The following is a 25,187-nucleotide window of genomic DNA, read 5'->3' as shown; positions in this document are numbered from 1 at the left end:
GAAAGGTGGCAACCCAACATCGAGCAACCGGACATTGCTCGCTGGGGAGAACTTTTCATCCGCTTATGATCCGGGAGGCCTTGGCGCCTCACGTCCCGAACGGAGGATGCTAATGCCGGAGCTTGCCGTCGTGCGTCCATGCCCGATACTCGATCTCGGCAACAAGCTCCGGCCGCGAAGACCGCATTCCGCTTCCTCCCGGTCTGCGTTTACGCGCCCTGGCGCCATCTGATTGCTGCTTCCGTCCGATTGCTGGCGCCAAGCTTGAATAGTATTTCGGTCATGTGATGCTTGATCGTTTTCTCCTGGACTTCCAGGCGGCGCGCAATATTCTTGTTGGAAAGTCCTTCGGCTACCAGTTCTATCACCTCGGTTTCGCGTGGAGTCAGCGAAGCCGGCCTGTCGAGAAGGCTTTGTTCGACCTTAGCGCGCATGATCGGCGAGATGTACCTCGAGCCTCCAACGACTGTTCGAATGGCCTCTCCGAGTCCGCGCGATCCGATACCCTTGACAACGTATCCGGCTGCGCCTCGTCGCAGGGCGGCGATGAGGGTGTCGACTTCCTCCGAGGCGGTCAGCATCAGGACCTTTGTCTGTGGGCTTTGCGCCACGATCTTGGAAATCGCATTGATCCCTCCTCCGGGCATGGACACATCGAGCAGAACGACGTCAGGCCTATGCGACGCAGCCAACGTCGCCGCGTCATCGGCACTTGCCCCTTCACCGACCACGACGAAATCCTCGATCTCGGACAGGCTGCGGCTCACCCCTTCTCGAAAAAGAGGGTGATCGTCCACAATCCCTATCGTGATGGTTTTCAAGCTGCACTCTCCATTTCCCCGGTCCAAAAACAAGATTGCCTTTTCGACAGACATGGCAAGGCTTTAGACGGGCGGCTTTTTCTATGAGGCATTGAACATGGTGGGCAGCATCGACGAGGACGGCGATGTGGATGGGACGGCTTGAGGCTCCTGCAACTCACGTCTTTGTGTCGGAGTTCCTGCGTTGAATAGACGCTGTTTCGCCTTACCTTGTCCCGGGGAGTGAGGGCGATTATGATACGATCTCAAATTGCAGAAGCGCAAACCGCATTGAACGATGAAGAAGTCGCCCTCTGTCAGAGGGTGTATGATCACATCGTTTCGGTTCGACAAATCAAAACAGACGCTGAGCGTGAAGAATTGGCCGCGCGGGTTATCCAGTCGTTCCAACATGGCGTGAAGGATGAAGCCGCGTTAATGCGGCTGCTAATCTGACGGTCCGAAGGCACCTACTCCACCTCATAAACCCCCGCCTCATCCTGCTCGTCCCGCAACCCCTTATAGGACGCGTGCCGCAGTTTGCCGTCATGCGTCCACGCCCGATATTCTATCTCAGCAACAAGCTCCGGGCGGAGGAAGACGGCATTTCGCTTCCTTCCGGTGTCGACCGCTGGCTTGCCGATGATCAGCTTGTCCATCTGCTCCCGGAGCTCGGTTGCGGAACGCTCGTTGAAACCCGTCCCTACCCCGCCAACGTAGACCAGGTTCTTGCCCTTGCGCGCGGCGAGCAGAAGCCGGCCGATCCCGGCGCGCGCGACTGTCGATTTCTCGTAACCGACGATGAAGAAGCTGTCGCTCTGGATGCATTTGATTTTCAGCCAGTCACCGCCCCGGCCGGATCGATACGGCGCACTCTTGCGCTTGGCGATGATGCCTTCCAACCCGTGCTCGCAGGCGCTCGCCAGCAACTGGTCACCATCGGCCTCGATCTCTTCCGAGAGACGGATGTCGCCCTGCTCGCCGGCCGGCACCAAATCCTCGAGCAGATGCCGGCGCATTGTGAGTTCCGAATTCCTGAGATCATGGCCATCGAAGTAGAGAAGATCGAAGGCCATGAAGATGGCGTCGCTTGAGCTCTTCTTGCCGCCGCGGCCGCCGAGCGATTGTTGCAGTAGGCCGAACTCCGGCCGGCCCCGCTCGTCGAGAACCACGGCCTCGCCGTCGAGGATTGCCGTGCCGACAGGAAGCCACAATGCCGCCTGTTTGATCGCCGGGAACCGATCTGTCCAGTCGTGGCAGCCGCGCGTCAGTATGCGAATGCCCGTCGGCTCGACATGAACTGACAGGCGATAGCCATCCCATTTGATTTCATAAACCCAGTCGTCGCCCTTCGGCGGCCTGGCTTTCAGCAAGGCCAAGCACGGCTCGATTCGATCTGGCATAGGGTCGAGGGGGAGGTTTGGCTGCGCGGGATTTCGCGGCTTGCGCGGCCGGGATCGAACCGGCTTATCAGCATCCTGCAGGAGCGGTTTTGACTTGGGAGGTTTGGTCATGGAACCATCACATCAGCAAGTGCTTAAAATGCTGTCTACGGATGAATGAGTCCACGCAATGGAAGATGTATACCAGCCGATCTACAAATGGCGCGAGACTTGGCCAGGAGAAGGGCGTCAGGACTACAGCGGCTTTGACGGGGAGCAGTCGTTCGGCCGCATCCAGCTGGACCAAACGAGCCACGGCAAGATGGGCTTGTGGAAGTGGAATATCACCCACATTCCTTGGGTGCGAGAGCATATCGTGCCTCACAGCGGATGGGAGACGACGTCGCGGGAGGCATGCCGGAGGGTCGAGGAGCACTACGAAAAACTGTTAAAATTACATGGCCGGCCGAAAGGCTGATAAAAATCGGGAGGGACGGGAACAATTGGCTGCGCCGATCGTAAGGGGTCGGGCCGTGCAGAGATCGTTATGGCAGCCTACCATACACTTCAATATGCGGCCCGCCGAACCCAAACTAGCCCCGTCTTCCAAAGGCGGGGCTTTTTTCCGGCATTGGCGTTTCGGCCGAAAATAGTCAAAGCTCTGGCATCGACCATTCTAGGAAAGGTTGGATAACGGCAGCGTCAGCCGACTTCCTCATCTTGACCCGAGCGCGCCGCCGCTGACTTCCTCTGCCTCGATGATCGCGATGTCGAGCAGATGGACGCTCATCCCACCATCAGGATTATCGGCAGTGCGCTTCCGCACAGTTGCCGCAAGCTTCAGCCAAGTCGGCGAGCAGCCGACAAACATGATTCCGGGCCATTGGAAGGCCGCCCAGCGCACAGGAGCTTCAATGCTTGGGGTTTAGCAAGTGATCGCTGAGCGGCCCCCCGGATGATACAAATTATTACTCGAAAAGCTGAAGTCAAATTGTATTTTCGAGAAAAACAGGACAATGAACTCTTTAGTTGAGAACGAATCTGTGGGCGCATAACTCTAGAAAGTAATATTTATTGCAAATCCATGTAAGTTGTGCGAATAAGATATTGCAGTGCAAGATGCGCTTGCCTAGAAAACACCCCCCTTCCTGATCCCCGCCATCGCGGGGTTTTCTTTCTCCGAGCTACCTAAACTTAGATGAATCTCTCAATCGATCAGTAACCAGATTCAGCCTAAGATCTGGCCTAACAGGTTGAAAGCAGGTATACATCGCTCTCGCTTAACTTGTGTCGACGGAGCCTGGCTAAAGATGTTGATGAATTCGGACGCTCCGATCACAGTTCATAGCTGGCGCGCCGGTACTGAGAACAAACAGTTCGTCTCTTTGCAAGCAGCGATCGAATACGCGAGAGATCAATTAGACGAGCTTCCGGCGGTCGAGATCCTAATCCGAACGGGTCAGCACCGTTATGCGATTCTTGGCGGTGATCAACTTGCCGCCTTGGTTAGGCGGGTTTGCGTTACTCACTGAGACAACATCGCGCCGGACGATCTGCGCCTTATCATCTGCGGCAATGGACTTATCTCTATGGTTACGCAGCTCCGCGCCTACCACTGAAGACGATTCCATCAATCCAAACCAGCCGCAGATATGAAGGGAACTATCTTCAGAACCGCGCCATTTGAACTTCTAATCTCAAACTCTTGGTCTTCTACCCGGTGACCGGCAAGTATCATCTCCGCAGCCATTTCACGAGCAGCTTTTGTGGCCTCTTCAATGGCCATTTCAGGAGTGGGGAATTCTAGGCCCTCTAGATCCTCTGCGATGGTAATTTCGCCATGCCGAAGGTGAAAATAGTATCGAGCCATGCGTCCTCGTTGAGGCGGAAGGGGGCCTTTGATGCGGAGGCCGCCTTAGTTGATCTTCAACCAATGCCGCAGCGCCGCCACCGCGCCGTCGCTGGCATAGGCAATCATCCCCCCAATCGTTAGCCCCGCGAACGCAATGAGCCCTGAAATGCCGTAGCCGATCGATTTCATCCGGCGCCACTCCTCAAGAGCAGGCTGAACCGAATCGTGATTCTTTTCCACCGTTTCCTTGAGCGCCTTGATCTCATCGCGCAAGGTCGCATCGACGCCGCCGCTGATCGCCATTGTCGTATCGAGATGGGCGATCTGCTTGGCCTGCTTGTCCAGCCGCCTATGGATCACCGACCGGCTTTCGTGAGCGTTGTCCTTCTCGTCGCTGACGTCCTCCCGCAAGAGGGAGACGCTTTCTTCTATGCCGGATAATCTGCCTTCGACGCGCCCGAGAGCTCGAAGAATGTCGTCATTGGATGTCATCTATTGGAGCTCGCCTAGATTTGTGTTTTCGCCTTGATGGGTTCGGGAGAGCGAGATTGCATCCATCATGGATGTGTCCCGTATCTGGCCTTTAGGTCGTCGTAAAATTGAATGGTGCGCCCCTGGCGTGAGTTGGCACGGTCGAGCGCCTGACGCTCGCGGGCGAGGATCGCAATCAGCGGCTGGCCTTCCACGACCGGCGCATGGGCTTCCTGCTTACGGAGATCATCGGGAAGCGGCGGAAGAACAAGGCCGGCTTGCGTCTGCCCTTTGGTGGTAGCCGCACGGTTGAGGCGCTCAGTGGCGGAGCAACCAGTCACGATCAGCAGCAGTGACAGCGCAAGCGCGGTTCTTCTCGGAAAGTTGAAGCTCATAGGATTGGATCTCGGTTTCGAGGGTGTCTTTGGCCGTCTGCTCGGCGGCCTCGGCGGCCGCCAGGCGCTTGCGGTGCTCTTCGGTCGCCTGGGTAGCCGCGTTGCGCTGGCGCTCCATTTCGACGGCCTTGGCCTCGGCCGCCGTCTTCTCGGCAAGCAGGACATATCCGGCGCGCGCCTCGCGGGCGGCGGCCGGATAGCCGATCGAGACGGCATAGACGTGATAGAGCAGCAGACCGGCCGCCACGCCGGCGCCGAGCTTGAGAAAGTCGAGGGTCCCGAACATCAGACCGGAATCCCATTGAGGCAAAGGGCACGCTCAGCGGTTCGCCTCTTCGTCAGACCAGGAAGGCGAATGCCGGCGGCGCGATCCCATTTCGGCAGCTCGTTGCAGGCCCCGACGACATCGCCAGAGTTCAGCTTGCGCGTCAGGGTGGATTTGCAGAAGGCGCCCGTGCCGACGTTATAGGTGAAGGACAGGAAGGCGACATAGGCGCCGGCCGGCACTTGGTCCGGCTGCTTCATGCAGGCACGCATGCCGATCTCGAATTCCTTCAGGCTGTCGCCCAGCATGTCCTTGCATTGGGCGATGGTGTATCTGTCGCCCATCTTCACGCCGCGCGTCTCGCCGAAGCAGACCGTCGGAATGCCGATCGGGTCCCGATAGGCGACGGTGCGCAGCCCTTCGAAGGTGCTGACGACAGCGATGCATGCGGCAGCGATTGCGCTACCCTTCCTGAGGCGGCTTGCCATTCAGATCTCCTGAAACTTTTTGTTGGACGAAGATGCGGGCGATGATTGCCGCGACCGCGAAAAGGCCGGTGACCACCGATATTCCGAGCTGGATGTAGATGTTCCGTGAGACCCAGGTGGCGGCTACGAAGGTGTAGATCGGCTCGATGATGATGAAGAGCAGAGCGAGCACCATGAGGCGGACGCTCCAGGCGCGCTTAAGCACCTCGCGCCAGTTATGGACGAGCATGGAGATCTCCGATTTTGGATGTGAAAATGCCGCCCGGAGGCGGCTTGGCTTTTTAGCGCGGCCGCGCATCAAATGATGTCAGGGAGGTGAGGTAGCCAAGACTCGACATGTTCGCCGTTCGCCATATCTCCTTAACACCATCAAGGAGGGAAATATGTTTCGAGCACTAGCCGTTTCTCTATCTGTCAGTGCCACAGCTATCCTGTGCCAGCCGGTTTTTGCAGCTGACATGATCGAGGGTTATCGCCCACCACCGGCTACGCGCCACGTCGTTTACCACCCTAAAAAGGTGTATGTCAGGAAGACCTTTCACGAGTGCGGTCAGCTATTGGTGGAGTACCGCCCGCCGTACCGTCCTCACACGGAGATTGTTACCATCTGCCATCCACGCAAGTATGTCCTTACCCGATACTGACGGCCGATGTTTTCAGGAGGCGGCAAAGCCGCCTCGATCTCATTGACCTGAGATTGAGCTAGCGATCCGCCGAACACAGAGGTTCGAACGGTCGCAAAGAATTGCAATCGGTTCATGGATATCTCCAGATTGTGGGTAGGGTCTTTTATTGGTTGCCGATCGGCGCTATGGATCGCGCTCAGTCAGCTAAGGACAGAGAAATGCCATCAAGAGAGATCGCAGCCATGGCGCGCGCCATCCACGCAGTTCGTTCGGAACGAGAGCCGGAATGGAAAGGCACGTGGCAGGACTGCGTTGTTGAGGCCGAGGCCGCACAGAAAGCCGCCTATGATGCCAAGCCTTTCCGATACGATGCATCGGACGATTTTAGCCACATAGACCCGATCTAAAACTACTCTCGGTACTTGACGACTTTTGCAGGCGATCCAACGGCTATCGCGTATTCAGGGATATCGGTGAGGACGACAGAGTTCGCGCCGATCACTGCGCCATTGCCTATTTTGACGTTCATCAGGATCTTCGCGCCCGCTCCAATCCAAACGTCATTGCCGATATCCACGAAGCCGATTTCTGCCTTCTGAAGCCGAATCGGTATGTCCCGTCGCATTCCATGCCCGTGATCGATGATCTGAACGTCAGAGCCAATCAGCACATCATTGCCGATCGATATGTGGTTCTTGGCCGTGATGATGTTTCGCCGGCCAATCACGGTGTTGTTGCCAATGAAAACCTTCGGCTCTGGCATCGTAAGCTGGAAGAAGGAGTGGTCCTGAATCGTGACATTGTCACCGACTTCAAGGACGGCATGATCGACAAGTCTGAATTCAGCGCTGGCTTTCACAACGAGGTTCGCCCCGACCTTCGTGAAAAACCGGCGGCCCTTATAGGCTGATATCAGCCTTTGAAGGAAGCCGCCGCGATTGCGGTAGGAGGCTCTGTCAACGGTCGCCATTCCGGCTCCTAAGTAGTGCTTATGATGGTTTTGCCTTGGCATGTTCACGTTTCTGGCGCAAGCAACTCGTCATCTCCAGTTCAGTTGTTGTAGGTCCAAAGACCACCTGTATCGACGACGTTATTCTTCGCTGTGAACGTGCTGCCCCCTGACACGCTGGGCGCCGAGACCAAGCCGCTTCGGATATAGGCGTTCATCAAAGCCATCCTCGATGTCCCAATCAACTCAATATCGCTACCGACCTGGCCGCCATTCCACTGGATGCCGACCGAGTTCGTTAGGCGGATTTTCCCGTGGCCGCCCCCTGCCTGGTCGCCGAGAGCAATGCAGCCTGTGAAGACTTCGCCAAAGGTGATACCATTCGCATCGACAGCGTAATTAGAATGGTTCATCTGGCAGTTGGTGAATTCGCCGTGAGCATCGTTCGATCCTGCGGCCACCGAGACGCACACAGAGTTGAAGTTCATTTTGCCGTTGGCGAACATGATGTTCCCGCTCTCGACCCTGACAGCGAAAGCGCAGTTGTCGATCGAGAAGTCGTTCACCTGGTCATATTCGGCGACGTTGGTGTAGCGGATGCCGTGATAGCAGCTGTGAGCCCGGATACCCTTGATGATGCCTTTGTGCTGCCAGCCGCCGGCGCTGAGCTCGGCGTATAAGCCAGACCCGTTGATGTTTTCGAACTCGATCATTCCGTCGATGAGATAACGATCGCAGGCGGAAAGCTTTATCCCCTTCTGGCCAGTGTCAGCCAGCGAGCCGGGATATGCCGTGTATGGGGTGGCATCACCAACGAAGCGGAACATGCCTCGCAACATCCAGTTGGTCTTGTTGGTCATGTCGAGGATCGCGATATCAGCAGTCGTGTTGATCGTAACCGGGCCATTGCTTTCAATCTCGATATTGTCGGCGCCGGTGAGCGAGCTCGTGACTACATAGCTGCCGGCCTCAACAATGAGACGCCTTCCGGCCGCCGCAGTGATTGCATCCTGCAATGTCGGGTAGTCGGCCGAGAGGACAGCAGAGCCAAGCCCTCTGCCTGACGATGCAGCGGATGCATTCTTGAAAATCGCAGCGCCCCGATCGTCGGACCATTCGTGCAGGGCGAGATACAAGGATCCTGCGCCGGCGCCGCGGTGACGGATCTGACCTGAGGTGTTCGTCCTCTTGGTCAATTCACTCGCGGCGAACTGGCTGGAGACCTGAATGTGACCGACATTGACACCCCCGGGGAAACTGGCTCCCGGCGTCGGATCGTTCATGAGCGGCGAGGTGATGAGAGCGCCGGAGGTTACGGTGCCTGAAGTGAAGGATGCCTCCAGCTTCACGTCGACTTCAATGCCGGTTGGCACCCCGGAAAGCGCGATTAATGCACCACTCGTGGTAACGGCAATGGGCGATCCGCTGTTCTGCACGACAGGATCGTAAAGGATGTGCTTGTCCCCGCGCTGGATGACGCGACGCAGGGAGCCTGCCATTCTGACACGCGAGCCAATGCGGCGGTATTTCGAATAGCCAGCCGGGTAGTTCGGTGCAGCTGTCGGGTTTAGGCTCTGCGAAAAGCCGATGATGGTGTTCGAACCATTGGAGCATGCAAAGATGTGCCATGTGCCGTCGGCAATAGCACTGTCGAAACGGCCGCCGCTGCCGGTGCCATAGGCGACATCAAGCTGCCGGGTCACGGATGTCCACACCATCAAAACCGGCGTCGTGTCGTCGGATGCCGTTACGCCAGCCGCGACATCGAGGTCATTGACCGCATCGGTGGCATTGTTGCTGATCTCGCCTCCGAAAAGATACCCGCGCAGGATCGTCCCGCCTTCAAGCGCGACTTCGGCCCAATGTTTTGCGGAATAGGTCGTCGATCCGTCGCCGCCGGCCGGAACGGAGACAGGGACGCCGAAATTGTTATTGGCCCATTCCTTCGCGCCATTGCGCGCCCCGATCGCGGCAGTCATGGCGGCTTCCGCCTCTGCCACGATCGCCGTGTCTACCTGGTCGGTGATCAGCCGGAAGGTATCGTCAATGATGGTGCCGAGCACTCGCATCCCCGCCAGCAAGCCGCCGGTCGCGATATCGTTGCCCGTGTTGGACTTGATCGTCAGAGGATCTCCGCCATTGAAGGAGACCGTCACCGGAGAAGCGTCGTTCGCCTCGATGAGGTCGAGAACGATCATTGCCGACGAGGAAACAGGGATACCGGTCACCGCCTGAATAGCGCTCGGCTCGCCTGCGGCCGTCGCAGTCGCCGCGATGAACGAGTAAGGGAGATCTGCGAAACGAACCCACGAGCCCGTACCGCTTGCGCCGAGCTTCCGGTAGATGCCGTTGTTCGCAGCGACAGGATCTCCGTTCACCCACGCAAGCGTAAAGGCAGGGTGGTTGAGGTCAGCATTCAGCGCCGCCAGCGACAAGTAAGAGATTGTCGCGCCAGAAGACAGTGCGCCGATGGTGGACTCGACCCAATAGCCCCAAGCCCGGATTAGTGCCTTGTCAGGCTCATAGGGGCTTGATGACGGGCCATCCGCCCAGATGACGAGAGCGCTCTCAGGCATGTTTGTTTCCTGTTCAAACTGTGATTGTTGAAGAAGCTTGCGCAGCAGACGGGATGCCGGAGCCGTTTTCAGCTCCGCACCAGTATTTCCAAGTGCCCGCGCCTGGCGGGTCGGTGATGGTGATGACCTGGTTCGCCACGACGTTACGCGTGGCAATCTGCGTGGCGGCGGCATAGGTCTGCCCGGTGGTGCCCCGCTTGAAGATCAAGACCTTGGTGTTGTCGTTGGCGGCCTGAGCGCTGATCGTGACGGTACCCGAGGCATTCACCGTGGACATGTTGACCGGCGTGCCTGGGGCGACGGGGTCGACGGTAGAGGTGACGCTCGCTGTTATCGACCACGGCCCGTAGTCGCCATCGGAGGCGATGAACGCGACCTGGATGTCATGGAGCTTGTTCGACGGCACTATGTTGGTGCTCATGTCGATGAAGCCGCCAGCCGGAACCGGATTCGGGAACCGCTGTTCGATCCACGGTCCGGGCGTTCCGGAGCCTGCATTAGCCAGCCGGTACCTGACCACCGGAAAGAGGCTGTCGTCGTCGGGATCGATGATCAGCACCCTGAAATAGACGCTGTCACTATTCGGCCGCGCCTGCACCAGATTGATTACCGGCGTCAGAATCCCTCCCGCACTGGTCTTCGGAGGCGTTGACGGCATCTGCCCTTCATCCGTCGCCGGGTTCCACGCGTCGATGTTGTCGGGGTGCTTCATAATGTCCATGACGAACCCGCCCTGAAGCAGCGACAGCACGGACTTGCGGTTCTCGACGATCTTGCCGTCCAGCTTCGGCAGCGTGTTGGGCGTGACGAGCCGGACCCACCGACTATAGACCGAGTTGATCCCCGACAATCGAACATTGAGCTGACCGGTCACCTTCTCCTGAATGCGCAGCCAGTCGCGCTTTCCGAGGCGCCTTGCCTGTCTCCACTGCTGCACCCACTGATAATTCGCCTCCTGCGCCAGCACCCGGCCGGAGACCAACTGCGCCGCCGTGTCCTCGAAAAAGTCGGTGTCGGACGTGGCGTACCCGATCTCAGGAAAGTTGAACTTCGGGATCAGGCGATTGCACTCATCCTCGAAAAGCACGTCATATTCGACCTGGTGCCCGACGATGTCGGCGTCAGTCAGGGTCGTGATGTACTTGCCGCGGAACTTGCCGACGATGAAGAGGAGTGCCCCGTCGCCACGTTCGCATATCCAGCCGTCGCATGACGCCAGGATCGCATTGGTGGCGGCCTTAGGGTCGTTCTCCGTCGTGTCGATGCCGTTGCACTCGTAGCGACGCTCGAAGCCGCCGCCGGCCAGCGGAACGAATTCATCGCAGACGTCAGCTTCTTCCTGCCACATGTCGAGGACCGGCAGGAGCGCGCGCTTATAATCCCGGCGGTGGCCGAACTCGTTGAAGCACTGATGCCACGCCATGATGAGCGCAGCGTTTCGCGTCCATTCCCAAGTCGACGGGTTTTCGGGATCCTGCAAAGGATCTCGAAAATCCCAGCAAAGAGCGAGATCGGCTTCGACAGAGAGCTGCGGCGGCCCGTAGGGGAACGTCTTTTGCTGCCTCTCCGCGTTGGAGCTGGTGCAGATCATCCCGAGAGAAGCCTGACCGTCTCCCCGATGATTGCTCGACCACACGCCCTGGCCGGAGAGAGCCGACGTGATCGGTGGATAGTCGGTCTCCGGGACCAGACCGAGACGGCTGAGGATCTGGACGTTCGTCCGGTAATTCGTACCAGAGTTGATGGTCCCGTCGCTCTGCAGCGTCACCTCATCGTCGTGGAGCCAATAGCGGTTGATCGATTTGATCCTGTGGCCGGCGATGGCCTGAACGGCATAAAGCTTCTTGCCGACGGCTTCCCAAAGCATGTAGGCGCCAGCAACACGCGCCCGACCGACGCCCCACCAGCGATAGGGGATCGATTGGACTTTCGGTATCTTGCCGTCTTCCGGCTTCGGCGGCCTCGGCGCGAGAAGCGCCTGGATGCCGATCGCCAGAGCGGTTGTTGCGATCGCAGCCGCGCCGGCGCCGAGCAGCGCAGCAGTAGCGGCGGAGAAATTCAGTGCCGTGAACAGGCTTGTGAACAATGGCGTGAAGATCGGGTCGTAATGCGAGGTAGTTCCACGCAAAAAACGATCCTGCCACTCCCAACGATGCTGCTCGAAATAGTGCTCCGCCTCGCTGGGGACGCTCTCATACATCGCCTTCAGGCTCATGCGGGCAAACTCCATGCGGCGATGAATTCAGCCGGCGTCGCGCGGATGCCGGCCGGATGAATGCAGGCCCAAAGCGGGCCGAAGCGGATGGCGCCGATCTGCGTCTCCACCTGGTCGGCCGCCGTCTCGCCGGTCATCGCCTTGATCAGGCCGATATCGCCGGTCTCAGGGTGCTGGACGCGCTTTGCCCCGATCTTCGCCAGGTGGCTATCCATGAACGCCAACTCGCCCCCATAGCTTTCGACGATGGCGTGCGCTTCGTCACGGGTCCGATAGGTCCCGCGGAGATCCTCTGCCGGATCAATCCCGACGCACTTGAGTGCCCAGGAAGCTGGGAACGTCATACAATCGTCGCCGCCTACTCCGCCCCACCTGAACCGGTGCGGGAGCGCAAGAAAATGATGGATGTCCATGATGCCTCAGCTAAATACAGGCCACTTCGGCTGGATGCCGCGCGCCAATCGGCCCGTTCCATTGCAGAAGGCGTCGCTTGGATAGAGCGATCGCTGCATCGCGTCGGACCAGAGCGCCTTTGACGGGCGCGATCTCGTGTTTTCCCCGGCGACGACTGCCAGGCTTAGGGACAGGGTCGCCGTCTCCCCCTCCCGGATAGGAGGGCGGGATTCCTTCGGATGCGACGCCACCCCCGTCCAGATCGGGATGATCTGGCTCATCGGCTGATAATACTGGTCGAGCGTGGTCAATCCGACCTGAACCAGCTTGCCGCGCACGGCTGGAATGCTGTCGAGCATCGCCGCGCCGGTCGCCGGGTCGATACCAGAGACGGAGAAGTCCACCGCGTCCGACGTGCCGTTGACCAGCACCTCGAGCGAGGGCACACCGATGAGACGGCCGCCGCCGAGATAGACCGTTCCATCCGGGTCAATCCCGTCGAAGCCGATCGGCACATCGTTGACGCCGAACCACATGTGCAGCGCCGGTTCGGTGTCAATCCGCAGGAACACGCCGAGCTGATGGCTGCCGCGCATCTCGTCGACAACGTTCGCCGGCACATACTGAACGGAATAGGCCATCAGAACGCTTCCGTGAACTGCACCGTCGGGCGCGACGAATACCATCCTGAATATTCCCAGGGGATCGTCACGCCCTTCGGCAGCTTCATTACGCATCGAGGACGCGCGAGCTCGACGCGAGTGCCGGCCGTCACCGCCTCCCGCAGGGGCGGGCTCAGTGCGAGGCGATAGACCGGGTTCTCCTCATCCGTTTTGTCGAGCACCTCCCAATGGCGATAGACCCGCCAACCTTTGGTCGAGTGATAGATCGAAAACCAGTCAGACCAGCGGAGGTCTCGCGCCGCCCCATAGACGCGCATCGAGATGATGCCGGCATTGAGCGCGGCATCCTCTGTCACTTCGCCGTAGACGGTCGCCTGCGAATATCCAGAACCATCCGAGTGGAAGGAACCATCTGAATGCGGGATGCCTGTGATGATCGGCCGGCGCGTGCCATTGATGACCGGAAACGGGCCGATCTTATCGTTGACGATCGGCACGTTGATGAAGCGGAAGCCGCCATTAAGCCGGGCGCCCAACCAATTCAGCACTTCAAAGCGTTCGTCTGGTCCTTCCAGAACCATCCCCGAGTAGGTGGCGGTGATGATGCCGCCGCCTGATGTTTCGACGCTGATCGGCTCGCCGACGCCGTTGACGCCGCCGTCGAAGCCACTTCCAGGATTATCGAATTTCGCCTGTGTCGGACGCAGAAAATCCACGGGGAACATCGGCTGACTGGTATAGACGGCCATCCTTAGCCCACCCGTGAATTGAATTTCTTCTGCGTGTTGCCGAAGCCGCCCCGCGTCTGGTCGATCTTGTCCTGGTAGAGCGCTTCCTGCGCCCCCTGCCTTGCCAGCTCGCGAACGTGGTCATCGCCGCTCCCGCCTTGGACATAGACATTCAGATGCGGGCGCTGGCGCGGCGCGCTGTCGTTGGCGCCCATCATCTGTGCGCTGCGGTTCGTGTTGAAGACCTGCGAGCCCTGTGGAAGGTTCACCAGTTCCGGACCGCGCTCGCCGACGATCGACAGCCCACCAGGGGCATAGTTCGTGCCGTCGGCATAGAGACCGAGGCCTCCTGCCTTCCAAGCCCCGGCAAACTGAGCCGATGATGCGAAGATGCTCTTACCCATTCCCGTCAGAGCGCTCAAAAGGCCGCCACCGCCGCCCCCCGCCCCCGCACTCAGCGTCGATCCGAGCTGACCAAGACCGTTCCCCAGCTGGCCCAGGCTCCCGGTTGCCTTGTCAGCAGTGCCGCCGAACTTCGCCAGAGCGCTTTCAGCACCCTCGAGGCGACCAGAGAAATTGTGAGCGCCCTCAGGGTTGCCCCATGTGAAACCCTGAGGGCGTTCGAAGCCTGCGAAGGCCGCTGTCGCGCTGCGCACGTCTGGTGCCCCCTTGAGGGCGTTCCAGGCCCGACTTTCCGGCCCCATCAATTCGGAGTAGGCAAACTGATGCTGAGAAAGCTCATTGCCCAGGTTGCCGCGGCCACCGATCGCCTTCAGCAACGAGGGCGACCGATCGTTCCATTGATACAGACCCAGAGCGTTGCCGCCATCGCCTATAGCGCTCGGATTGAAGGCGCTCTCTGCTTTGATGTTGCCGAGAATGCCGGCGACCTGGTGATCGGCCAGCCCTTTCGACTTCCAGAAGTTCCACGCCAAGTTGGCCCCGGAACCGGAAATCGAGCCCGCTCCAGATGCTGACCGATTGTCATTCGCGGCGCCTCCAAGCGCCGACGTCACGACGCTGCCAATTCCCGATACGGACGAACCGCCGCCCTTGCCTCCGGTGATCATGCCGGCGAACAGGTTACCGATCCCGTCGAAGAACTTCTCCCAGAGCTTCGACGCCTCGTTCGTCAGCGCAGACTCCAAGCCCTTGAGGAACGCCTTGCCGATGTCGTGGCTGCCGGAAACCAATTCATTGGCAAAGGCATCACCGAAGCCCTTGGCGAGATCCTTTGCCTGCTGGCCGCGCAACTGCTGGCGGATAGCCTGCGCTTCAGGCGAGTTCAGATCCTCGTTGAAACCATAACGAGTGAGCGTGGTGGCTACCTGCTGGTCCATGGCGCTACGCTCGGCCTGGCGCTGCTGGAAGCCGATGTCGAGCCAGAAGTCAGCCTTTGCTTCCTGCGCGCGTCGATATGCCTTTTCAAGGTCGTCAACCTTGTCCGTCTGCTCCTCGATCTCAAAGAAGTTCGGCCGCTGCCCAGGGATCGGGACACTGGTCAGTCTGCCGTCACCGTTGAGGATGGTCGGGGCGCCTGGATCCTGATCGAGATCGAGAGGCCGACGGGTCGGCGTCGGGACGTTCGAGGGCATGAAGTCAGAAGGCCGGAAGGTCCGTCCGCCGTCGGTGAACGTCGACCCTGCAACGATATCCTGCACGTTCGTGCCGCCGGCAATCGCAGCGATCCATTCCGTACGAGCCTTCTGGGCAGCTTCGACACCGCGGTAGATGGCGTCAGTCACCTTGTCGAAGGCATCACGAAAGCTGAGGACCTCGGGAACGCCATACTGCGCGACAGCGCTGCTCAACTCCCGCTGAACCCGATTGAGATCACTCATGGACGCTGTGCCATCATCGAGCCGATCGCGAAGATCGCCCCATGCGTTGCGCAGATCCCTGATGATGACTGCGTTATTCGGGTCGCCTTGCAGGGCCCGGAAGGCCGCAACGCCCTGCTTCTGGATCGTGTCGAGGTTGTCGGAAAGGCCTTCCAACTCACGTCCGGCAAGGATGTCTCCGGCCTTCCGGCCCTGCGTGAGTTTATCGGCCCGGTCAAGTTGGTCGACGTAGCTCTTAAGCGCCGGCGTCGCCTCTCCCCAGAGATCAGCAGCCCGGCGAATAACTTCGTTCTGCTCCTCAAAAAGCTTGCTCGTCTTGCCAGATCCGCTTTCGGCCGTGGAAAAGTATTGAACGAGAGCCGCAACACCGGCGGTAAGGCCGATGGTGACAAGTGAAATCGGGTTGATCAGCGATGCGAAAGCCGAAGCGAGGCCCGCGACCGGTCGTTCCATCGATCCGACCACCGCCGCCAGCTGCGTGCCCTGCTGAAGGCCGATCATCAGCGGGTTCATGCCCATGGCGGCCGTCACCGCAATATCCTGGAACTGAAAGGCCGCATTGGCCGAGTTGAAGCTCTGCGCACCGCCGCGGTTGCTGTTAGCAGCCTTCACGGCCGCTCCTGCGGTAGTCGCTGAGGTTTTCAGCCGCTCATACGCTTGCCGTTCGCGATCGAGCGCCTGCGTCATTTGCTGGGCATTAATCACACCGAGCTTATGGGCGCGGTCAATTTCGCCTATCGCGGCTTCATAACTGCGCGTCGCCTGCGCCAGAGGTTGATATTTCAGTGTCAGGCGTTCGACTTCCATTCGGAAGGCGCGGACGTGTTCATCCTGGTCCGCTAGGGACTTTGCCATCCGCTCCATCGGCGGAGCGGCTTTGCTCGCTCCCTCTCCCGCGCGAGACAAGGAACCGCTGAGGCTGGCGGCTTCCGCTTCCAACTTATCCGCCGCCTGCTGGGTGCGTGCAGCAGCAGCCGTCAGCCGGTCCAGATCGGCGGCGGCAGACGATGCCTGCGAGCTATCGATCTTGAACCCGAGTGTTGCTTCGGTCACTGGCTTTACCTTGGCGAGAGTGATGAACTATCTTCCCGGCATAATTGGGGAGATTTAAATGAGTGGGCTGAAAGCGCTTATTGCAGTGACATGCGTGGTGATCATCGGCGGGGTCGGATATTTCATTGTCTCGGACATGAACGCCAAGAAGGCGAGCGAAGCGCGAGAGGCACGCGAACAGAGGGCACAAGATTGTGAGGAGCGCGCCCAAGCCATGGAAGCTGGCAACCAGAGCGGTGACGACCTACTCGTCTTGATCGACTGCACGAATAACGGAGCCATGACGCAAGATCGTATGAACCGGGCGATTACCGCAGTTGGCCGGCGGATCAACGGAGGTTGATCACTTCCGTTTGGTGGGGAAAATGGCATCGAAAAGCCTGCTGGTGAGCGGCCGCTCCGAAATCTTCTGTTCGGGGGCGTCCTTATCGGCCGCCTTCTGCGCCATCACTTCGCGCCGCTTGAGATCCATGGCGACGATCGCGTCAAGCTGCCACTGAAGGAGCGTCACGCCACGAAGGCGTGACCAGTCTCCGATGGCTTGGAACCCTATGGCGTTGGCACCGAAGCCATTGCCGGTGCGCTGGCAGTCGAGTTCGCGGAACCAATACCAGACCTGCTCGCCTGCCACCGGTACCGCGATTTTCCTACCCTCATGCTGATCGACGATGAGGCCGCAAAGCTTCTCGATCAGCCTTTGGTAAAAGAACTGCGACGAACCGCCTTGATCTCGACCTGCTCACGGATGATCCGGAACTTGGAATACAGGTTCCGGACGTTCTCTTCCGAGAACGGTATGACCTGGCCGCCGATCTTCGGATTTGGCGACCAGTGCGTCGTTGCCTTCGCCAGTATGGCGATCATCCGGGCATCGCCGTCGTCGGCCGCCGGCTCGAGGCTGGCCCGGTCGGCAGCGGCTTTGGCGAACTCGGCGGTGACATCCCGCATCGCCTTCTGCATCCGGTCGCTGTCGGGGCCGACAATGCCGACCTTGAGGCCGATCGGCTTGCCCTGCTCATTGAGAAGGTCGACCTCGATGCCCTGCTCCTGCGACTGGATGAGGGATTCGAGGCCGGAAAGGTCGACGAAGTCTTCGGACGCCATCAAGCACCGCCGATCGGGGCCACGGTGATGACCGGGCTATTGATTTCGACGTTCCCCTGCAGGAGGCGTGCCGTGTTCGCGCCGCCGCCGTTCTCCTGAGCCGTCATGACGATGGCATAGAAGTATTTGACAGTCCCGGTCGGGACGGTCGTAGCGGTATGGACGCCCGACTGCGTGCCGGTCGTCGCGATGGCCGTGCCGCCGGGGGTCGCGGCGACGCTGAAGCTGTTCGTCGTCGAGGCAACGACATAGTAAGTCGTGCCGGCGGTCAAGCCGGTCGGCAGCGCGCCTGTGGTGCTGAACTTGATCGGTGTGCCATCGGCGAGACCGTGCGCTGCCCACGAGATGACGCCGGGGCTGGCGATCGTCATCGTGACGACGGAAAGCTTCGGCGGCGGGGCGTCATCGAAGGCGATCTTGAACGGATAGTTGAAGTCCGTGTTCTCGGCCGCGATCATTGCGATCTGGCCCGGATCGTTGGGCAGGATGATGAAATTGTTCTGCATCGAGCCGGCGTTGCGAGTGCCCTTGGCCTTCAGCGTTCGGCCGGAGGAGATCACGTCCTCGGAGATGAGGGTGGCGGCGTCGCCGATAGCGCCCATCGTCTGCCAGCCTTTGATTTCCGTGAAGGAAACCGAGGCGAAATCGGTGGCATCGATGTCCGCATCATCGGGGACGACAGTGATGGCAGGGCCGATATGAATCTTCGCGCCCGCCACAGGGTAGAGCTGAGGCATGATGGTTTCCTTTATGTCTGATCGCGCACTTGCCTAAGGTGCATTGAGGCAGGCCAATCAGGCCGGAATTTGAGGTTGGCAGTTCCACCGTGTGGTCACGGGGATGTTGTGATGCGTCTCTCCGGTGACGAGGACGCCGATCTCCGGATCCTCGTCGATGCGGATTTGAGTATCGACGCGAAAGAGCTTCGTGCCGCGGCGTAAATGCGCGCGCAGCTGGCCGGCGAGGTTATAGCCATCGACGATCGCCGCGCCTTTCGGCCACAAGACGTTGGTGCGCATGAAGCCCTGCCTGATCGGGTCCATCTCAAGCGACAGGTCCGTCTCGATCGAGCGGTTGAAGTGGACTTCGACGCTGACGAACTTGCTTTGAGCCGTCGGCGTGAACGTCACGCCCGGCAGAACCATCGTGACGCCGGCTGGCAGCGTAAACTCCTGGCACCTGACAAGCAGCGCCTGGTAGATTTTCATTTCCACCGTGTCGGCCATTCTGCTACCTCTGGCCCATGGCCGATAATCATCCGCTCAGCGACGAGGAAGTCTATGACCTGATCCATCAGGCGCTGATGCTGTTGAGCAAGAAGACGGTGCGCACGCAGAACGCTCATTCTGTCCTGAGCGCCGCGGTCGCCAATCTGGAAGTCCTTCAAAAGGCCCTGATCATCATGACTGAGGGACGGGACCCGCTTCGAACCGACCGCGAACTTTAGCTTCAGCCTGAGCGACGATCTGCGGCCAGCGCTGCGCGACTGCGTCGACGAAACCATATCCGACCTGATTGTAAGTCCTGCCGAGCGCGTCGGTGCCGACGAAGCCGTAATTCATGCGGGCGGCATAGGCTGCCTGGAAGCCGAGGTAGATCGTGCTGCCGAGCTCGGCCCCGGCGATGACCAGCTCGATGCCGCTGTCCGAAAAGGTCGTCTTGCCCTCTTGTATCCTCGGCATGTCCGACGTCGATGCCATCAGCGATCGGCGGAGATTGCCGGTCTTGAGCGGCATCCGGCCGCCCTCAGACACAGGCGTCCGTACCTCATTGGCGACTTCCTGCGCAGCGGTCTGAAAAACCGCCTCACTTCGCTCCAACTCAGACTTCGCCCATTCCGATACCTGGGCGGCGAATGATAGGTTTTCGGTGGCCATCAGCGGCCCCGCGAGCGGGCATAGGCTTCGGCAAAGTCGAAATTATACTCGACGTCGCAACGGCAGCCGATGACCTCGGAAGCGCCGGCGCCGAGAGACGTGTCGCCGGGATAACGCAGCAGTGCGCCGCTCGGAGACTGGAAAGCGAGATCCATGCCCCTCACCTCTTGACCGTTCAGGACCTCGTGCGTGTGGCGGACCTTCCGGTCGCCGGCCGATCGCCACTTGCGGGTGACGAGCGTGGCATCCCTGCCCGACTTCGACAGCGCCTGATGAAAGGCCTCATGCTTCGAGGACATGACCGCCGTGACGGTCTCGGTTCTCGCGATCGTCTCGCCACGAAGGCGCAGATTCCGGTCTCGCAGGCGCATCAGCACCTTATCGAGCGTTGCCTTGTCCAGCGGCTTGCCGGCGGCGATGGCTCGCTGCACGGCCTTGTCGAGCCTCTTGTCGCGCGTCTTGAGCGTTAGATACTTCCGCATCAGCGCCGGGTCGCCCGAGAGCAGATTGATGCGGGTGCGCTCGATAAGCTCTGCCTGCGGCCCATTCAGGCCGATGATGCCGCCTTCCCGCTTGCCGGTGGTTGCGGACTTCCGGCCCACGAGATCGAGGGCAATCTTATTCGGACCAGCGCCCTGCGAATAGGCCTCGACGATGGTTTGCCGAGCCGCCGCGACCGTCTGCTCGCTGATGTTCGTGATCATCGTCGAGGACAGATTGCGGATGTTCGCCTCGGCGCCCTGGTTGCTCACGTCCCAGCGGAAGACAATGCGGTTTCCCAACGCGTCGGCTAGCCGTGGCATGTTCTGCGAGGTCAGCAGTCCGCCGGCGTCATATGCCTGCCTCATCGCCTCGGAGAGCGGCCGGAATGCGGCCGGATCGATATGCAGCGCCTGTATGGCGCCCTCGACGTCTCGCGCTTCCAGCTTGGCGACGACCTCGCGCAGCACGATTTCGCTCTTGATGTCGTCGATCGCGTCGAGGAAGGCTTTTTCCAGCGTCGGGGACAGCTTGTCAACGAGCTCAAGAAGCTGCTGGCGAAGGTTGGCCATTATTCGGCGTCAGCGCCCTTGCCGGCCTTCTTCGGTGCCGGCTGTTCTTCCTTGAGGATTTCGCCAAGGCCGAGCGTGACAAGGCCGTTTGCCTCATTATCGGGAAGGTCAAGGATCTCACCCGGCTTGCGGGCCTTGTAGGAGCGGTGCAAAAGAATTTTCATCGTTGAATCCCTTCGTGGCGTGATACCGTGTATTCAAAAGGAAAGCCGGTCATCTTACGTGACGTGCGTTCCGCCGACATCTCTGAGGTAAGTAAAATCCTCGGGAAGTACGGAGGTGCCTATGTATTGACCGCGCCAGAATCCGGTCGAACAATGGCCGTTGACATCATTTGCACGTTGCGCGCGCCGTCCAACAAACCCGCCTTCAGGAAAGATTGGGACAAGTTCCTTACGCAATCCTACCTTGACAGATGAAGACGACGTTGACCTGGCCATCGTAGTTGTTCGGATCGTCATGGACGATGTGATATTCCGTGCCGTCGGCGCCGATCGCGAGATCTCCGACCTTCGGCGAGACGCCAATCCCGATCGAGCCGATGTAAAGCTGCTTGTCGGATGCGAGGATGTTGGTCCCGTCCACATAGCGCCGGTCATAGGTGGCCGGGAAAAGACGGCAGTCGTAATCCGTCGGGGTGCCATCGCCACCAGTGACCGGATCAGGCGGCGTAACGCGGCGGATCTTGCCCGCTTGCCCGTATTTGGTGATGAGCCGCTGCGCAGTCGCCTGCAGACGCGTGAAGAGCGGATCACTCACAGCGAGAGCCGCCGATCGAGAGGATGCCGAGATAGACCAGGTCCTCGCAGCGCAGGTACGGCGCCAGCATGCCATCCACGATCGAGATCAGCGGCGTAATGCCGGATGCCGTGCCGTCGGATTGGGCATTCTGATATTCGACCTCGAGCTGGCCGACTTTCTCGCGCTTTACTGCCGAAGAGGCGGAGCCGACAACTGAGAGCGAACCGGGCGAGATCGCTTCCTGATAGGCCGCCTGATACGAGGCGTTGATGACGGCGGCCGGCACGACATTCGACGGAAGGAGCTTGCCGTTGACGATCGCGCCCTCGCGCGGCCACTGGCGCTCCTGCGCGGCATCCACGACAGACCCGAGGAAGCGAGACCCATAGACCGCGTCGATGTAGTTGCTGCCCCGATTGCGCAGGACAGCAGCCGACGGCGGTACCGGGTCTGTCGGCAGAGAGTAGCCGTTATCGCTCAGCCAGGCCGTGAAGCCTGCATCGTCGCCGTATCCAGCCATCAGTAGAATTCCCTGTCCGCTTTATTTGGGATGCCTTCTGGCGCGTTCAGTGCGCTACTCCCCGCGCGGGAAATAGAAGGGACTGAGGAACGGACGATAGCCAGGGACGATTACGTTCGAGGCGATTGCGTCGTGAACGGCCGCAGCGATGTGGATGCCGTCCGAACCTACCGGGACGGTGACCTGAGAGTCAGTGTTGTAATAGGCGTCGGCCTTTCCGTCAGCGAATGCAGCACCCCAGGCGTTGTAGGCGAGGCGCGTGTCACGCTGGACTGAGTCAAGCTCGTAGGAGTCCCGCTTCAACATATCGAAGAAATGGACGCGAAGGCGCTTGCCGTAGGGGCCGGTGATTGCTCGGGCACCGTTGGCGAGATCGAGCCATCCGGCCTGAAGTATTGCAAGCCGCTCCGCAACAGTTCCGGAGGCCGGCATCGAGTTCGTGCTCAGCTCGATCATAATGTCGGTGACATACTGCCAGTGGCTCTTTTGAAGCGGGGCGCTGGCGAAGCTCGCGTTGCCGAACGTATGGCCATTCTGCGTCTGCTTCATCCAGGGAACGACGTGGCCGTCCAGATTGTTCAGGGCTTGAGCCCAGGCACCGCCGCCAGCAGCTGTGTTTGGGGCGTCCCGATAGTTGCCGATGCTGTCGCCGATGATGGCGACGCAAGACATAGGGGAGACAGGAGTGCCCAAGATGGCGTTTGGCCAGATCTGCGGACCAGCACCAGTGCCGGAGGAGTTCATCGCCCCGGTGCTCATGAGCTGGCTCGCACCTGAAGTGCGGAAGCCTTGGCCGGAAGGCCCGACCAGAGCGTGGGCAATCAGGGAGTTGGTGTCTAGCGGAAGTGCTTTCTCCCAACGCGCGAAGAATGCAGTGTCGGGAGGAAGCTCTACCGAGCCGATGATGTCGGAAAGAGCCTGGGCGCTTCCGGAAATGCCGATGGAGTTCGCGGCCGCGTAGAGGGCTCGGGTCGTGACCCCGCCGATCTCAATGGCTCGCTGGAGTGTATTGAGCGTGCCGGACGTGGACTCCGCACCATTGGTGCCGAGAAGGATGAGGGAATCGAGGAACCGCAAGTTCCGAGCGAGGACTGAGCCCGACGTGTGTCCACTACGACCCAGTGCCCGAACATTCCCCGTGCCCATCTGGACGAAGGTCCCGTTTGGAATGCCGGTGAAGTTCGCAACGAGCTGCGGCTGGGTTGGGACAAAAGGGGCCCCGCTAGAAATGACGCCCGCCCCAACCAGAGCAGCAATAAGATTCGGTGAAAGAGCCATCGTGATCTCCTTGGCTGCTCTGGATTTTTCGGGAGGGTTGAAGGGTTTAGGCGTCTTTCTTGTGAAGCTCGACGAAGGCGGCCCTGTCTTCTTCGGACAGGGTGTCGAAGCCTTCGAGATCGTCTTTGCGCAGGCCCTTGGTGACAGGCTCGCCGTCCTTCGTGATGACGGAATAGCCACCGCCCTTGCTTTCGACAGCGTAGGCGGAGTTGAGGATCGGCTCCTTGCCTTCGGTCGATCCGGAGACGACTTCATAGCGCCCGACCCAGTCGGTGGGCTCCTTCTCGACATCGATTTCCGTGCCGATCGGGATTTCGCCGCTGGGGTTCTCGGTGCTCGGCTTGCCGTAGAGGCCGGACGATGTAGCGCCCTTGAACGGCGCGATGATCTTGATGCGCATAGTGGGCCTCCTTCGGCCATTGCGGGATGAGGGAATGGCCCCGCCCGAAGGCGAGGCAGTTCATCAGGTGCTGGTCGAGTAGAAGACGCCGGACCGGCCGTTGATGTCGGCGCGGATCTCGATGCCGAGCGCGTTCATAACGAGGAACTGATAGTTCGCCGTCGGCGTGTTGCGCGGCATCGCGGTCGTGTTGGTCGCCATGCCAACCAGGGGGCGGATATACTCAGCCGACGGGACGAAACCGAAGAACTGATTGCCGGTGAGTTCGAAGGACACCGCGATCTTGTTGATGCGGCGGTTCTTCAGCAGCTCATTGAGGCGGGTGCCCAGCGTCGAGCCGGCAGACGGATTGATCTGCTGATCGAGGTTCCGCATGATCTCCGGAGAGACATACAGGTTGACCTTGCCGACGATGTAGTTGGCATCGAGCATGGCGCCGAACGGGCCATTGAAGAACGCATCCAGCTGCGCCCAGGTCGCCGTGGTGAGGTCGATGTTATTACCGGACGGGCCGATGTTGATCGACTTCGAGTAGGGCGACGTCTTGATGCCGTAGCCCGTATACCCCTGGAAGACGATCGTGGAATCGCCATTCAGGACATAGAGGGCATTGTCGCGGCGGATCTTCGCCGTGATGGCCTCCTGATCGTCGGAGAGAGCATCGAAGTTCTCGGACTGCAGGGTATTCCACTCGCGCCACTCGCGGCCGTAGCCGGACGAGAAGATCGGCACGGGCGTTCCCCGGTAGTCATAGGCGACCTTATCGAGGCCGACCGGGACCTGACCGGAAATCGAGCGGGTGACGGCGCCGGCATCACCGGAGACGCGGTTGAGAGCGACGATCTTGCCGATGTTGACCGTTCGGGCCAGTGGCATCAGATCCGCCATCCAGACCTGACCTTCATCCGCGCGCATGACGCGACGGGTGGTTTCGTCGAGGTCGAACCAGGCATCACGGGGCAGAACAGCAGCAGCGTTCTGCAGTTCCGCGAAGTGCCCCTCCACATTGTGGAAGTGTTGGCGCTCGGCGGAGACTTCTCCCCACCACTGCGCATGCGCCGCGGAGTTCGCGACAAGCTGCTCGTCGAAGTAACGCATGTCGGTTTCTCCTTATGCGAAGTGGTAGCCCTTGGCAGCGCGAACGCTGACAAGCTGGTCGGCGCCAGAGGTGTTGTTGTAGGCCTCGTTCGCAAAGGCCACGACGAAGTTGCCGGACGCAGCGGCCACGAACTTGCCGTTGGCGTTGATGGTCAGCGCAGCGTCCTGGGCGATGTTGTTGCCGGTCGGCACGCGGACGCGGAACAGCTGCTCATCGAGCAGTTCCATGCCGATGATGCGATCACCGGCCGGCCATGCGTCATCGACGCCCTTCATGGCGAGGTAGTTATCCTGCACCACGAACATGCGGCCCTTGCTGGCCGCGACGGCCGCGACGAACTTGCCGGCAGTGCGAACGACAGCCGTGCCGGGGAGAACCGAAGTGTCGCAGATGGCTTCATGCACCTGCGGCTTAACTTCCTCGACCGGGCCGCCATAGATCTTGTTGTAGCGGGCCATG

At 60.0% G+C, this 25,187-nt stretch carries 33 protein-coding genes and 1 pseudogene; 5 read left to right on the top strand and 29 right to left on the bottom strand.

The window, feature by feature from the left end; translation table 11 throughout:
• Positions 1-109: 109 nt before the first annotated feature.
• Both OIU37_RS00620 and OIU37_RS00615 read right to left on the bottom strand, forming a co-directional pair.
• Positions 110-203: pseudogene (locus tag OIU37_RS00620) on the bottom strand (ATP-dependent carboligase); the annotation flags it as partial.
• A gap of 6 nt (positions 204-209) precedes the next feature.
• Positions 210-821: a response regulator transcription factor gene (locus tag OIU37_RS00615; protein WP_264255056.1), complete on the bottom strand. Its 612-nt coding sequence runs from the start codon at positions 819-821 to the stop codon at positions 210-212.
• A 234-nt stretch (positions 822-1,055) separates the two neighbouring features.
• Between OIU37_RS00615 and OIU37_RS00610 the strand changes: the two genes are divergently transcribed.
• Positions 1,056-1,256 (top strand): hypothetical protein, encoded by a 201-nt coding sequence (locus tag OIU37_RS00610; RefSeq protein ID WP_264255055.1) that lies wholly within the window; start codon positions 1,056-1,058, stop codon positions 1,254-1,256.
• Between the two features lie 14 nt (positions 1,257-1,270).
• Here the strand turns inward: OIU37_RS00610 and ligD are convergent, their stop codons facing one another.
• Complete coding sequence (gene ligD / locus OIU37_RS00605) at positions 1,271-2,314, bottom strand: non-homologous end-joining DNA ligase (protein WP_264255054.1); 1,044 nt, start codon at positions 2,312-2,314, stop codon at positions 1,271-1,273.
• Between the two features lie 58 nt (positions 2,315-2,372).
• On the opposite strand from ligD, the gene OIU37_RS00600 reads away from it, so the two are divergent.
• Positions 2,373-2,660 carry a hypothetical protein gene (locus OIU37_RS00600; protein WP_264255053.1) on the top strand — a complete coding sequence of 96 codons (288 nt, stop codon included), beginning with the start codon at positions 2,373-2,375 and terminating at the stop codon, positions 2,658-2,660.
• Between the two features lie 1,152 nt (positions 2,661-3,812).
• Here OIU37_RS00600 and OIU37_RS00595 read toward each other — a convergent pair.
• The 6 genes from OIU37_RS00595 to OIU37_RS00570 form a co-directional block, all read right to left on the bottom strand.
• Positions 3,813-4,052, bottom strand: a complete 240-nt coding sequence (locus OIU37_RS00595; protein WP_264255051.1) for a hypothetical protein — start codon at positions 4,050-4,052, stop codon at positions 3,813-3,815.
• Positions 4,053-4,097: 45 nt separating this feature from the next.
• Entirely contained in the window at positions 4,098-4,526 is a 429-nt protein-coding gene (locus tag OIU37_RS00590; RefSeq protein WP_264255050.1) for a DUF1515 domain-containing protein, read from the bottom strand.
• Between the two features lie 65 nt (positions 4,527-4,591).
• The gene (locus OIU37_RS00585) at positions 4,592-4,846 is read right to left on the bottom strand and encodes a hypothetical protein (RefSeq protein ID WP_264255049.1); all 255 of its coding nucleotides are present in this window, start codon (positions 4,844-4,846) and stop codon (positions 4,592-4,594) included.
• The gene (locus tag OIU37_RS00580) at positions 4,824-5,186 is read right to left on the bottom strand and encodes a hypothetical protein (protein WP_264255048.1); all 363 of its coding nucleotides are present in this window, start codon (positions 5,184-5,186) and stop codon (positions 4,824-4,826) included. Before OIU37_RS00580 ends, OIU37_RS00585 begins: the two co-directional genes overlap by 23 nt.
• Positions 5,186-5,653, bottom strand: coding sequence for a lysozyme (locus OIU37_RS00575; RefSeq protein WP_264255047.1), 468 nt, complete (start codon positions 5,651-5,653; stop codon positions 5,186-5,188). Before OIU37_RS00575 ends, OIU37_RS00580 begins: the two co-directional genes overlap by 1 nt.
• Positions 5,628-5,882, bottom strand: a complete 255-nt coding sequence (locus tag OIU37_RS00570; RefSeq protein WP_264255045.1) for a hypothetical protein — start codon at positions 5,880-5,882, stop codon at positions 5,628-5,630. The genes OIU37_RS00575 and OIU37_RS00570 overlap by 26 nt, the downstream gene beginning before the upstream one ends.
• A 639-nt stretch (positions 5,883-6,521) precedes the next feature.
• Between OIU37_RS00570 and OIU37_RS00565 the strand changes: the two genes are divergently transcribed.
• Entirely contained in the window at positions 6,522-6,686 is a 165-nt protein-coding gene (locus OIU37_RS00565; protein ID WP_264255044.1) for a hypothetical protein, read from the top strand.
• Positions 6,687-6,688: 2 nt separating this feature from the next.
• Here OIU37_RS00565 and OIU37_RS00560 read toward each other — a convergent pair whose 3' ends face one another.
• From OIU37_RS00560 to OIU37_RS00530, 7 genes are all read right to left on the bottom strand, one after another.
• A complete protein-coding gene (locus OIU37_RS00560; protein WP_264255042.1) occupies positions 6,689-7,249 on the bottom strand; it encodes a DapH/DapD/GlmU-related protein in 561 nt (186 codons plus the stop codon).
• A gap of 80 nt (positions 7,250-7,329) precedes the next feature.
• Complete coding sequence (locus OIU37_RS00555) at positions 7,330-9,804, bottom strand: hypothetical protein (protein WP_264255041.1); 2,475 nt, start codon at positions 9,802-9,804, stop codon at positions 7,330-7,332.
• Positions 9,805-9,817: 13 nt separating this feature from the next.
• Positions 9,818-12,019, bottom strand: a complete 2,202-nt coding sequence (locus OIU37_RS00550) for a hypothetical protein (RefSeq protein WP_264255040.1) — start codon at positions 12,017-12,019, stop codon at positions 9,818-9,820.
• Positions 12,016-12,432, bottom strand: a complete 417-nt coding sequence (locus tag OIU37_RS00545) for a hypothetical protein (RefSeq protein WP_372353411.1) — start codon at positions 12,430-12,432, stop codon at positions 12,016-12,018. The genes OIU37_RS00550 and OIU37_RS00545 overlap by 4 nt, the downstream gene beginning before the upstream one ends.
• 6 nt (positions 12,433-12,438) lie before the next feature.
• Positions 12,439-13,053 carry a hypothetical protein gene (locus OIU37_RS00540; protein WP_264257431.1) on the bottom strand — a complete coding sequence of 205 codons (615 nt, stop codon included), beginning with the start codon at positions 13,051-13,053 and terminating at the stop codon, positions 12,439-12,441.
• Positions 13,053-13,784, bottom strand: a complete 732-nt coding sequence (locus OIU37_RS00535; protein ID WP_264255038.1) for a hypothetical protein — start codon at positions 13,782-13,784, stop codon at positions 13,053-13,055. Before OIU37_RS00535 ends, OIU37_RS00540 begins: the two co-directional genes overlap by 1 nt.
• Positions 13,785-13,786: 2 nt before the next feature.
• Positions 13,787-16,657 carry a phage tail tip lysozyme gene (locus OIU37_RS00530; RefSeq protein WP_264255037.1) on the bottom strand — a complete coding sequence of 957 codons (2,871 nt, stop codon included), beginning with the start codon at positions 16,655-16,657 and terminating at the stop codon, positions 13,787-13,789.
• Positions 16,658-16,715: 58 nt separating this feature from the next.
• Here OIU37_RS00530 and OIU37_RS00525 point away from each other — a divergent pair, with 58 nt between their 5' ends.
• Positions 16,716-17,000: a hypothetical protein gene (locus OIU37_RS00525; RefSeq protein WP_264255036.1), complete on the top strand. Its 285-nt coding sequence runs from the start codon at positions 16,716-16,718 to the stop codon at positions 16,998-17,000.
• Here the strand turns inward: OIU37_RS00525 and OIU37_RS00520 are convergent, their stop codons facing one another.
• Genes OIU37_RS00520 through OIU37_RS00505 form a run of 4 tightly spaced genes read right to left on the bottom strand, consistent with a single transcriptional unit; the run spans position 17,001 to position 18,987 of the window.
• Positions 17,001-17,288, bottom strand: coding sequence for a hypothetical protein (locus tag OIU37_RS00520; protein WP_264255035.1), 288 nt, complete (start codon positions 17,286-17,288; stop codon positions 17,001-17,003).
• A 59-nt stretch (positions 17,289-17,347) separates the two neighbouring features.
• Positions 17,348-17,761: a hypothetical protein gene (locus OIU37_RS00515; protein WP_264255034.1), complete on the bottom strand. Its 414-nt coding sequence runs from the start codon at positions 17,759-17,761 to the stop codon at positions 17,348-17,350.
• Positions 17,761-18,498, bottom strand: a complete 738-nt coding sequence (locus OIU37_RS00510) for a hypothetical protein (RefSeq protein ID WP_264255033.1) — start codon at positions 18,496-18,498, stop codon at positions 17,761-17,763. Before OIU37_RS00510 ends, OIU37_RS00515 begins: the two co-directional genes overlap by 1 nt.
• A gap of 57 nt (positions 18,499-18,555) precedes the next feature.
• Entirely contained in the window at positions 18,556-18,987 is a 432-nt protein-coding gene (locus OIU37_RS00505) for a DUF4128 domain-containing protein (protein WP_264255032.1), read from the bottom strand.
• Between the two features lie 17 nt (positions 18,988-19,004).
• Here OIU37_RS00505 and OIU37_RS00500 point away from each other — a divergent pair, with 17 nt between their 5' ends.
• On the top strand, positions 19,005-19,208 hold the full coding sequence (locus tag OIU37_RS00500) for a hypothetical protein (protein ID WP_264255031.1): 204 nt from the start codon (positions 19,005-19,007) through the stop codon (positions 19,206-19,208).
• Here OIU37_RS00500 and OIU37_RS00495 read toward each other — a convergent pair.
• The 9 genes from OIU37_RS00495 to OIU37_RS00455 all read right to left on the bottom strand — a co-directional run bounded on the left by OIU37_RS00495 (position 19,162) and on the right by OIU37_RS00455 (position 25,186).
• Entirely contained in the window at positions 19,162-19,638 is a 477-nt protein-coding gene (locus OIU37_RS00495) for a hypothetical protein (protein WP_264255030.1), read from the bottom strand. The two genes, OIU37_RS00500 and OIU37_RS00495, sit on opposite strands and share 47 nt — an antisense overlap.
• The gene (locus tag OIU37_RS00490; RefSeq protein ID WP_264255029.1) at positions 19,638-20,690 is read right to left on the bottom strand and encodes a phage minor head protein; all 1,053 of its coding nucleotides are present in this window, start codon (positions 20,688-20,690) and stop codon (positions 19,638-19,640) included. Before OIU37_RS00490 ends, OIU37_RS00495 begins: the two co-directional genes overlap by 1 nt.
• Positions 20,690-20,854 carry a hypothetical protein gene (locus tag OIU37_RS00485; RefSeq protein WP_264255028.1) on the bottom strand — a complete coding sequence of 55 codons (165 nt, stop codon included), beginning with the start codon at positions 20,852-20,854 and terminating at the stop codon, positions 20,690-20,692. The genes OIU37_RS00490 and OIU37_RS00485 overlap by 1 nt, the downstream gene beginning before the upstream one ends.
• Before the next feature lie 229 nt (positions 20,855-21,083).
• Positions 21,084-21,449: a hypothetical protein gene (locus OIU37_RS00480; RefSeq protein ID WP_264255027.1), complete on the bottom strand. Its 366-nt coding sequence runs from the start codon at positions 21,447-21,449 to the stop codon at positions 21,084-21,086.
• Complete coding sequence (locus OIU37_RS00475) at positions 21,442-21,951, bottom strand: DnaT-like ssDNA-binding protein (protein WP_264255026.1); 510 nt, start codon at positions 21,949-21,951, stop codon at positions 21,442-21,444. The genes OIU37_RS00480 and OIU37_RS00475 overlap by 8 nt, the downstream gene beginning before the upstream one ends.
• Positions 21,952-22,005: 54 nt before the next feature.
• Positions 22,006-23,229, bottom strand: a complete 1,224-nt coding sequence (locus OIU37_RS00470; protein WP_264255025.1) for a hypothetical protein — start codon at positions 23,227-23,229, stop codon at positions 22,006-22,008.
• A gap of 46 nt (positions 23,230-23,275) precedes the next feature.
• Entirely contained in the window at positions 23,276-23,629 is a 354-nt protein-coding gene (locus OIU37_RS00465; RefSeq protein WP_206117119.1) for a hypothetical protein, read from the bottom strand.
• 63 nt (positions 23,630-23,692) lie between these two features.
• Positions 23,693-24,727: a major capsid protein gene (locus OIU37_RS00460; protein ID WP_264255024.1), complete on the bottom strand. Its 1,035-nt coding sequence runs from the start codon at positions 24,725-24,727 to the stop codon at positions 23,693-23,695.
• Between the two features lie 12 nt (positions 24,728-24,739).
• On the bottom strand, positions 24,740-25,186 hold the full coding sequence (locus tag OIU37_RS00455) for a hypothetical protein (RefSeq protein WP_264255023.1): 447 nt from the start codon (positions 25,184-25,186) through the stop codon (positions 24,740-24,742).
• Position 25,187: the final 1 nt, after the last annotated feature.

Origin of the sequence: Rhizobium sp. BT-226, assembly GCF_025847085.2 — a bacterium.
In the GTDB taxonomy this organism is placed as follows: Bacteria; Pseudomonadota; Alphaproteobacteria; order Rhizobiales; family Rhizobiaceae; genus Rhizobium; species Rhizobium sophorae.
The sequence above is the reverse complement of the archived record's forward strand: the minus strand, read 5'-3'. Positions and strand labels throughout refer to the sequence as shown.

Coding starts and splice junctions, on each gene's coding strand:
- OIU37_RS00610 (WP_264255055.1), top strand. CDS start 1,056: ATGATACGATCTCAAATTGCAGAAGCGCAAACCGCATTGAACGATGAA.
- ligD (WP_264255054.1), bottom strand. CDS start 2,314: ATGACCAAACCTCCCAAGTCAAAACCGCTCCTGCAGGATGCTGATAAG.
- OIU37_RS00600 (WP_264255053.1), top strand. CDS start 2,373: ATGGAAGATGTATACCAGCCGATCTACAAATGGCGCGAGACTTGGCCA.
- OIU37_RS00595 (WP_264255051.1), bottom strand. CDS start 4,052: ATGGCTCGATACTATTTTCACCTTCGGCATGGCGAAATTACCATCGCA.
- OIU37_RS00590 (WP_264255050.1), bottom strand. CDS start 4,526: ATGACATCCAATGACGACATTCTTCGAGCTCTCGGGCGCGTCGAAGGC.
- OIU37_RS00580 (WP_264255048.1), bottom strand. CDS start 5,186: ATGTTCGGGACCCTCGACTTTCTCAAGCTCGGCGCCGGCGTGGCGGCC.
- OIU37_RS00575 (WP_264255047.1), bottom strand. CDS start 5,653: ATGGCAAGCCGCCTCAGGAAGGGTAGCGCAATCGCTGCCGCATGCATC.
- OIU37_RS00570 (WP_264255045.1), bottom strand. CDS start 5,882: ATGCTCGTCCATAACTGGCGCGAGGTGCTTAAGCGCGCCTGGAGCGTC.
- OIU37_RS00565 (WP_264255044.1), top strand. CDS start 6,522: ATGGCGCGCGCCATCCACGCAGTTCGTTCGGAACGAGAGCCGGAATGG.
- OIU37_RS00560 (WP_264255042.1), bottom strand. CDS start 7,249: ATGGCGACCGTTGACAGAGCCTCCTACCGCAATCGCGGCGGCTTCCTT.
- OIU37_RS00555 (WP_264255041.1), bottom strand. CDS start 9,804: ATGCCTGAGAGCGCTCTCGTCATCTGGGCGGATGGCCCGTCATCAAGC.
- OIU37_RS00550 (WP_264255040.1), bottom strand. CDS start 12,019: ATGAGCCTGAAGGCGATGTATGAGAGCGTCCCCAGCGAGGCGGAGCAC.
- OIU37_RS00545 (WP_372353411.1), bottom strand. CDS start 12,432: ATGGACATCCATCATTTTCTTGCGCTCCCGCACCGGTTCAGGTGGGGC.
- OIU37_RS00540 (WP_264257431.1), bottom strand. CDS start 13,053: ATGGCCTATTCCGTTCAGTATGTGCCGGCGAACGTTGTCGACGAGATG.
- OIU37_RS00535 (WP_264255038.1), bottom strand. CDS start 13,784: ATGGCCGTCTATACCAGTCAGCCGATGTTCCCCGTGGATTTTCTGCGT.
- OIU37_RS00525 (WP_264255036.1), top strand. CDS start 16,716: ATGAGTGGGCTGAAAGCGCTTATTGCAGTGACATGCGTGGTGATCATC.
- OIU37_RS00515 (WP_264255034.1), bottom strand. CDS start 17,761: ATGGCGTCCGAAGACTTCGTCGACCTTTCCGGCCTCGAATCCCTCATC.
- OIU37_RS00510 (WP_264255033.1), bottom strand. CDS start 18,498: ATGCCTCAGCTCTACCCTGTGGCGGGCGCGAAGATTCATATCGGCCCT.
- OIU37_RS00505 (WP_264255032.1), bottom strand. CDS start 18,987: ATGGCCGACACGGTGGAAATGAAAATCTACCAGGCGCTGCTTGTCAGG.
- OIU37_RS00500 (WP_264255031.1), top strand. CDS start 19,005: ATGGCCGATAATCATCCGCTCAGCGACGAGGAAGTCTATGACCTGATC.
- OIU37_RS00495 (WP_264255030.1), bottom strand. CDS start 19,638: ATGGCCACCGAAAACCTATCATTCGCCGCCCAGGTATCGGAATGGGCG.
- OIU37_RS00490 (WP_264255029.1), bottom strand. CDS start 20,690: ATGGCCAACCTTCGCCAGCAGCTTCTTGAGCTCGTTGACAAGCTGTCC.
- OIU37_RS00485 (WP_264255028.1), bottom strand. CDS start 20,854: ATGAAAATTCTTTTGCACCGCTCCTACAAGGCCCGCAAGCCGGGTGAG.
- OIU37_RS00475 (WP_264255026.1), bottom strand. CDS start 21,951: ATGGCTGGATACGGCGACGATGCAGGCTTCACGGCCTGGCTGAGCGAT.
- OIU37_RS00470 (WP_264255025.1), bottom strand. CDS start 23,229: ATGGCTCTTTCACCGAATCTTATTGCTGCTCTGGTTGGGGCGGGCGTC.
- OIU37_RS00465 (WP_206117119.1), bottom strand. CDS start 23,629: ATGCGCATCAAGATCATCGCGCCGTTCAAGGGCGCTACATCGTCCGGC.
- OIU37_RS00460 (WP_264255024.1), bottom strand. CDS start 24,727: ATGCGTTACTTCGACGAGCAGCTTGTCGCGAACTCCGCGGCGCATGCG.
- OIU37_RS00455 (WP_264255023.1), bottom strand. CDS start 25,186: ATGGCCCGCTACAACAAGATCTATGGCGGCCCGGTCGAGGAAGTTAAG.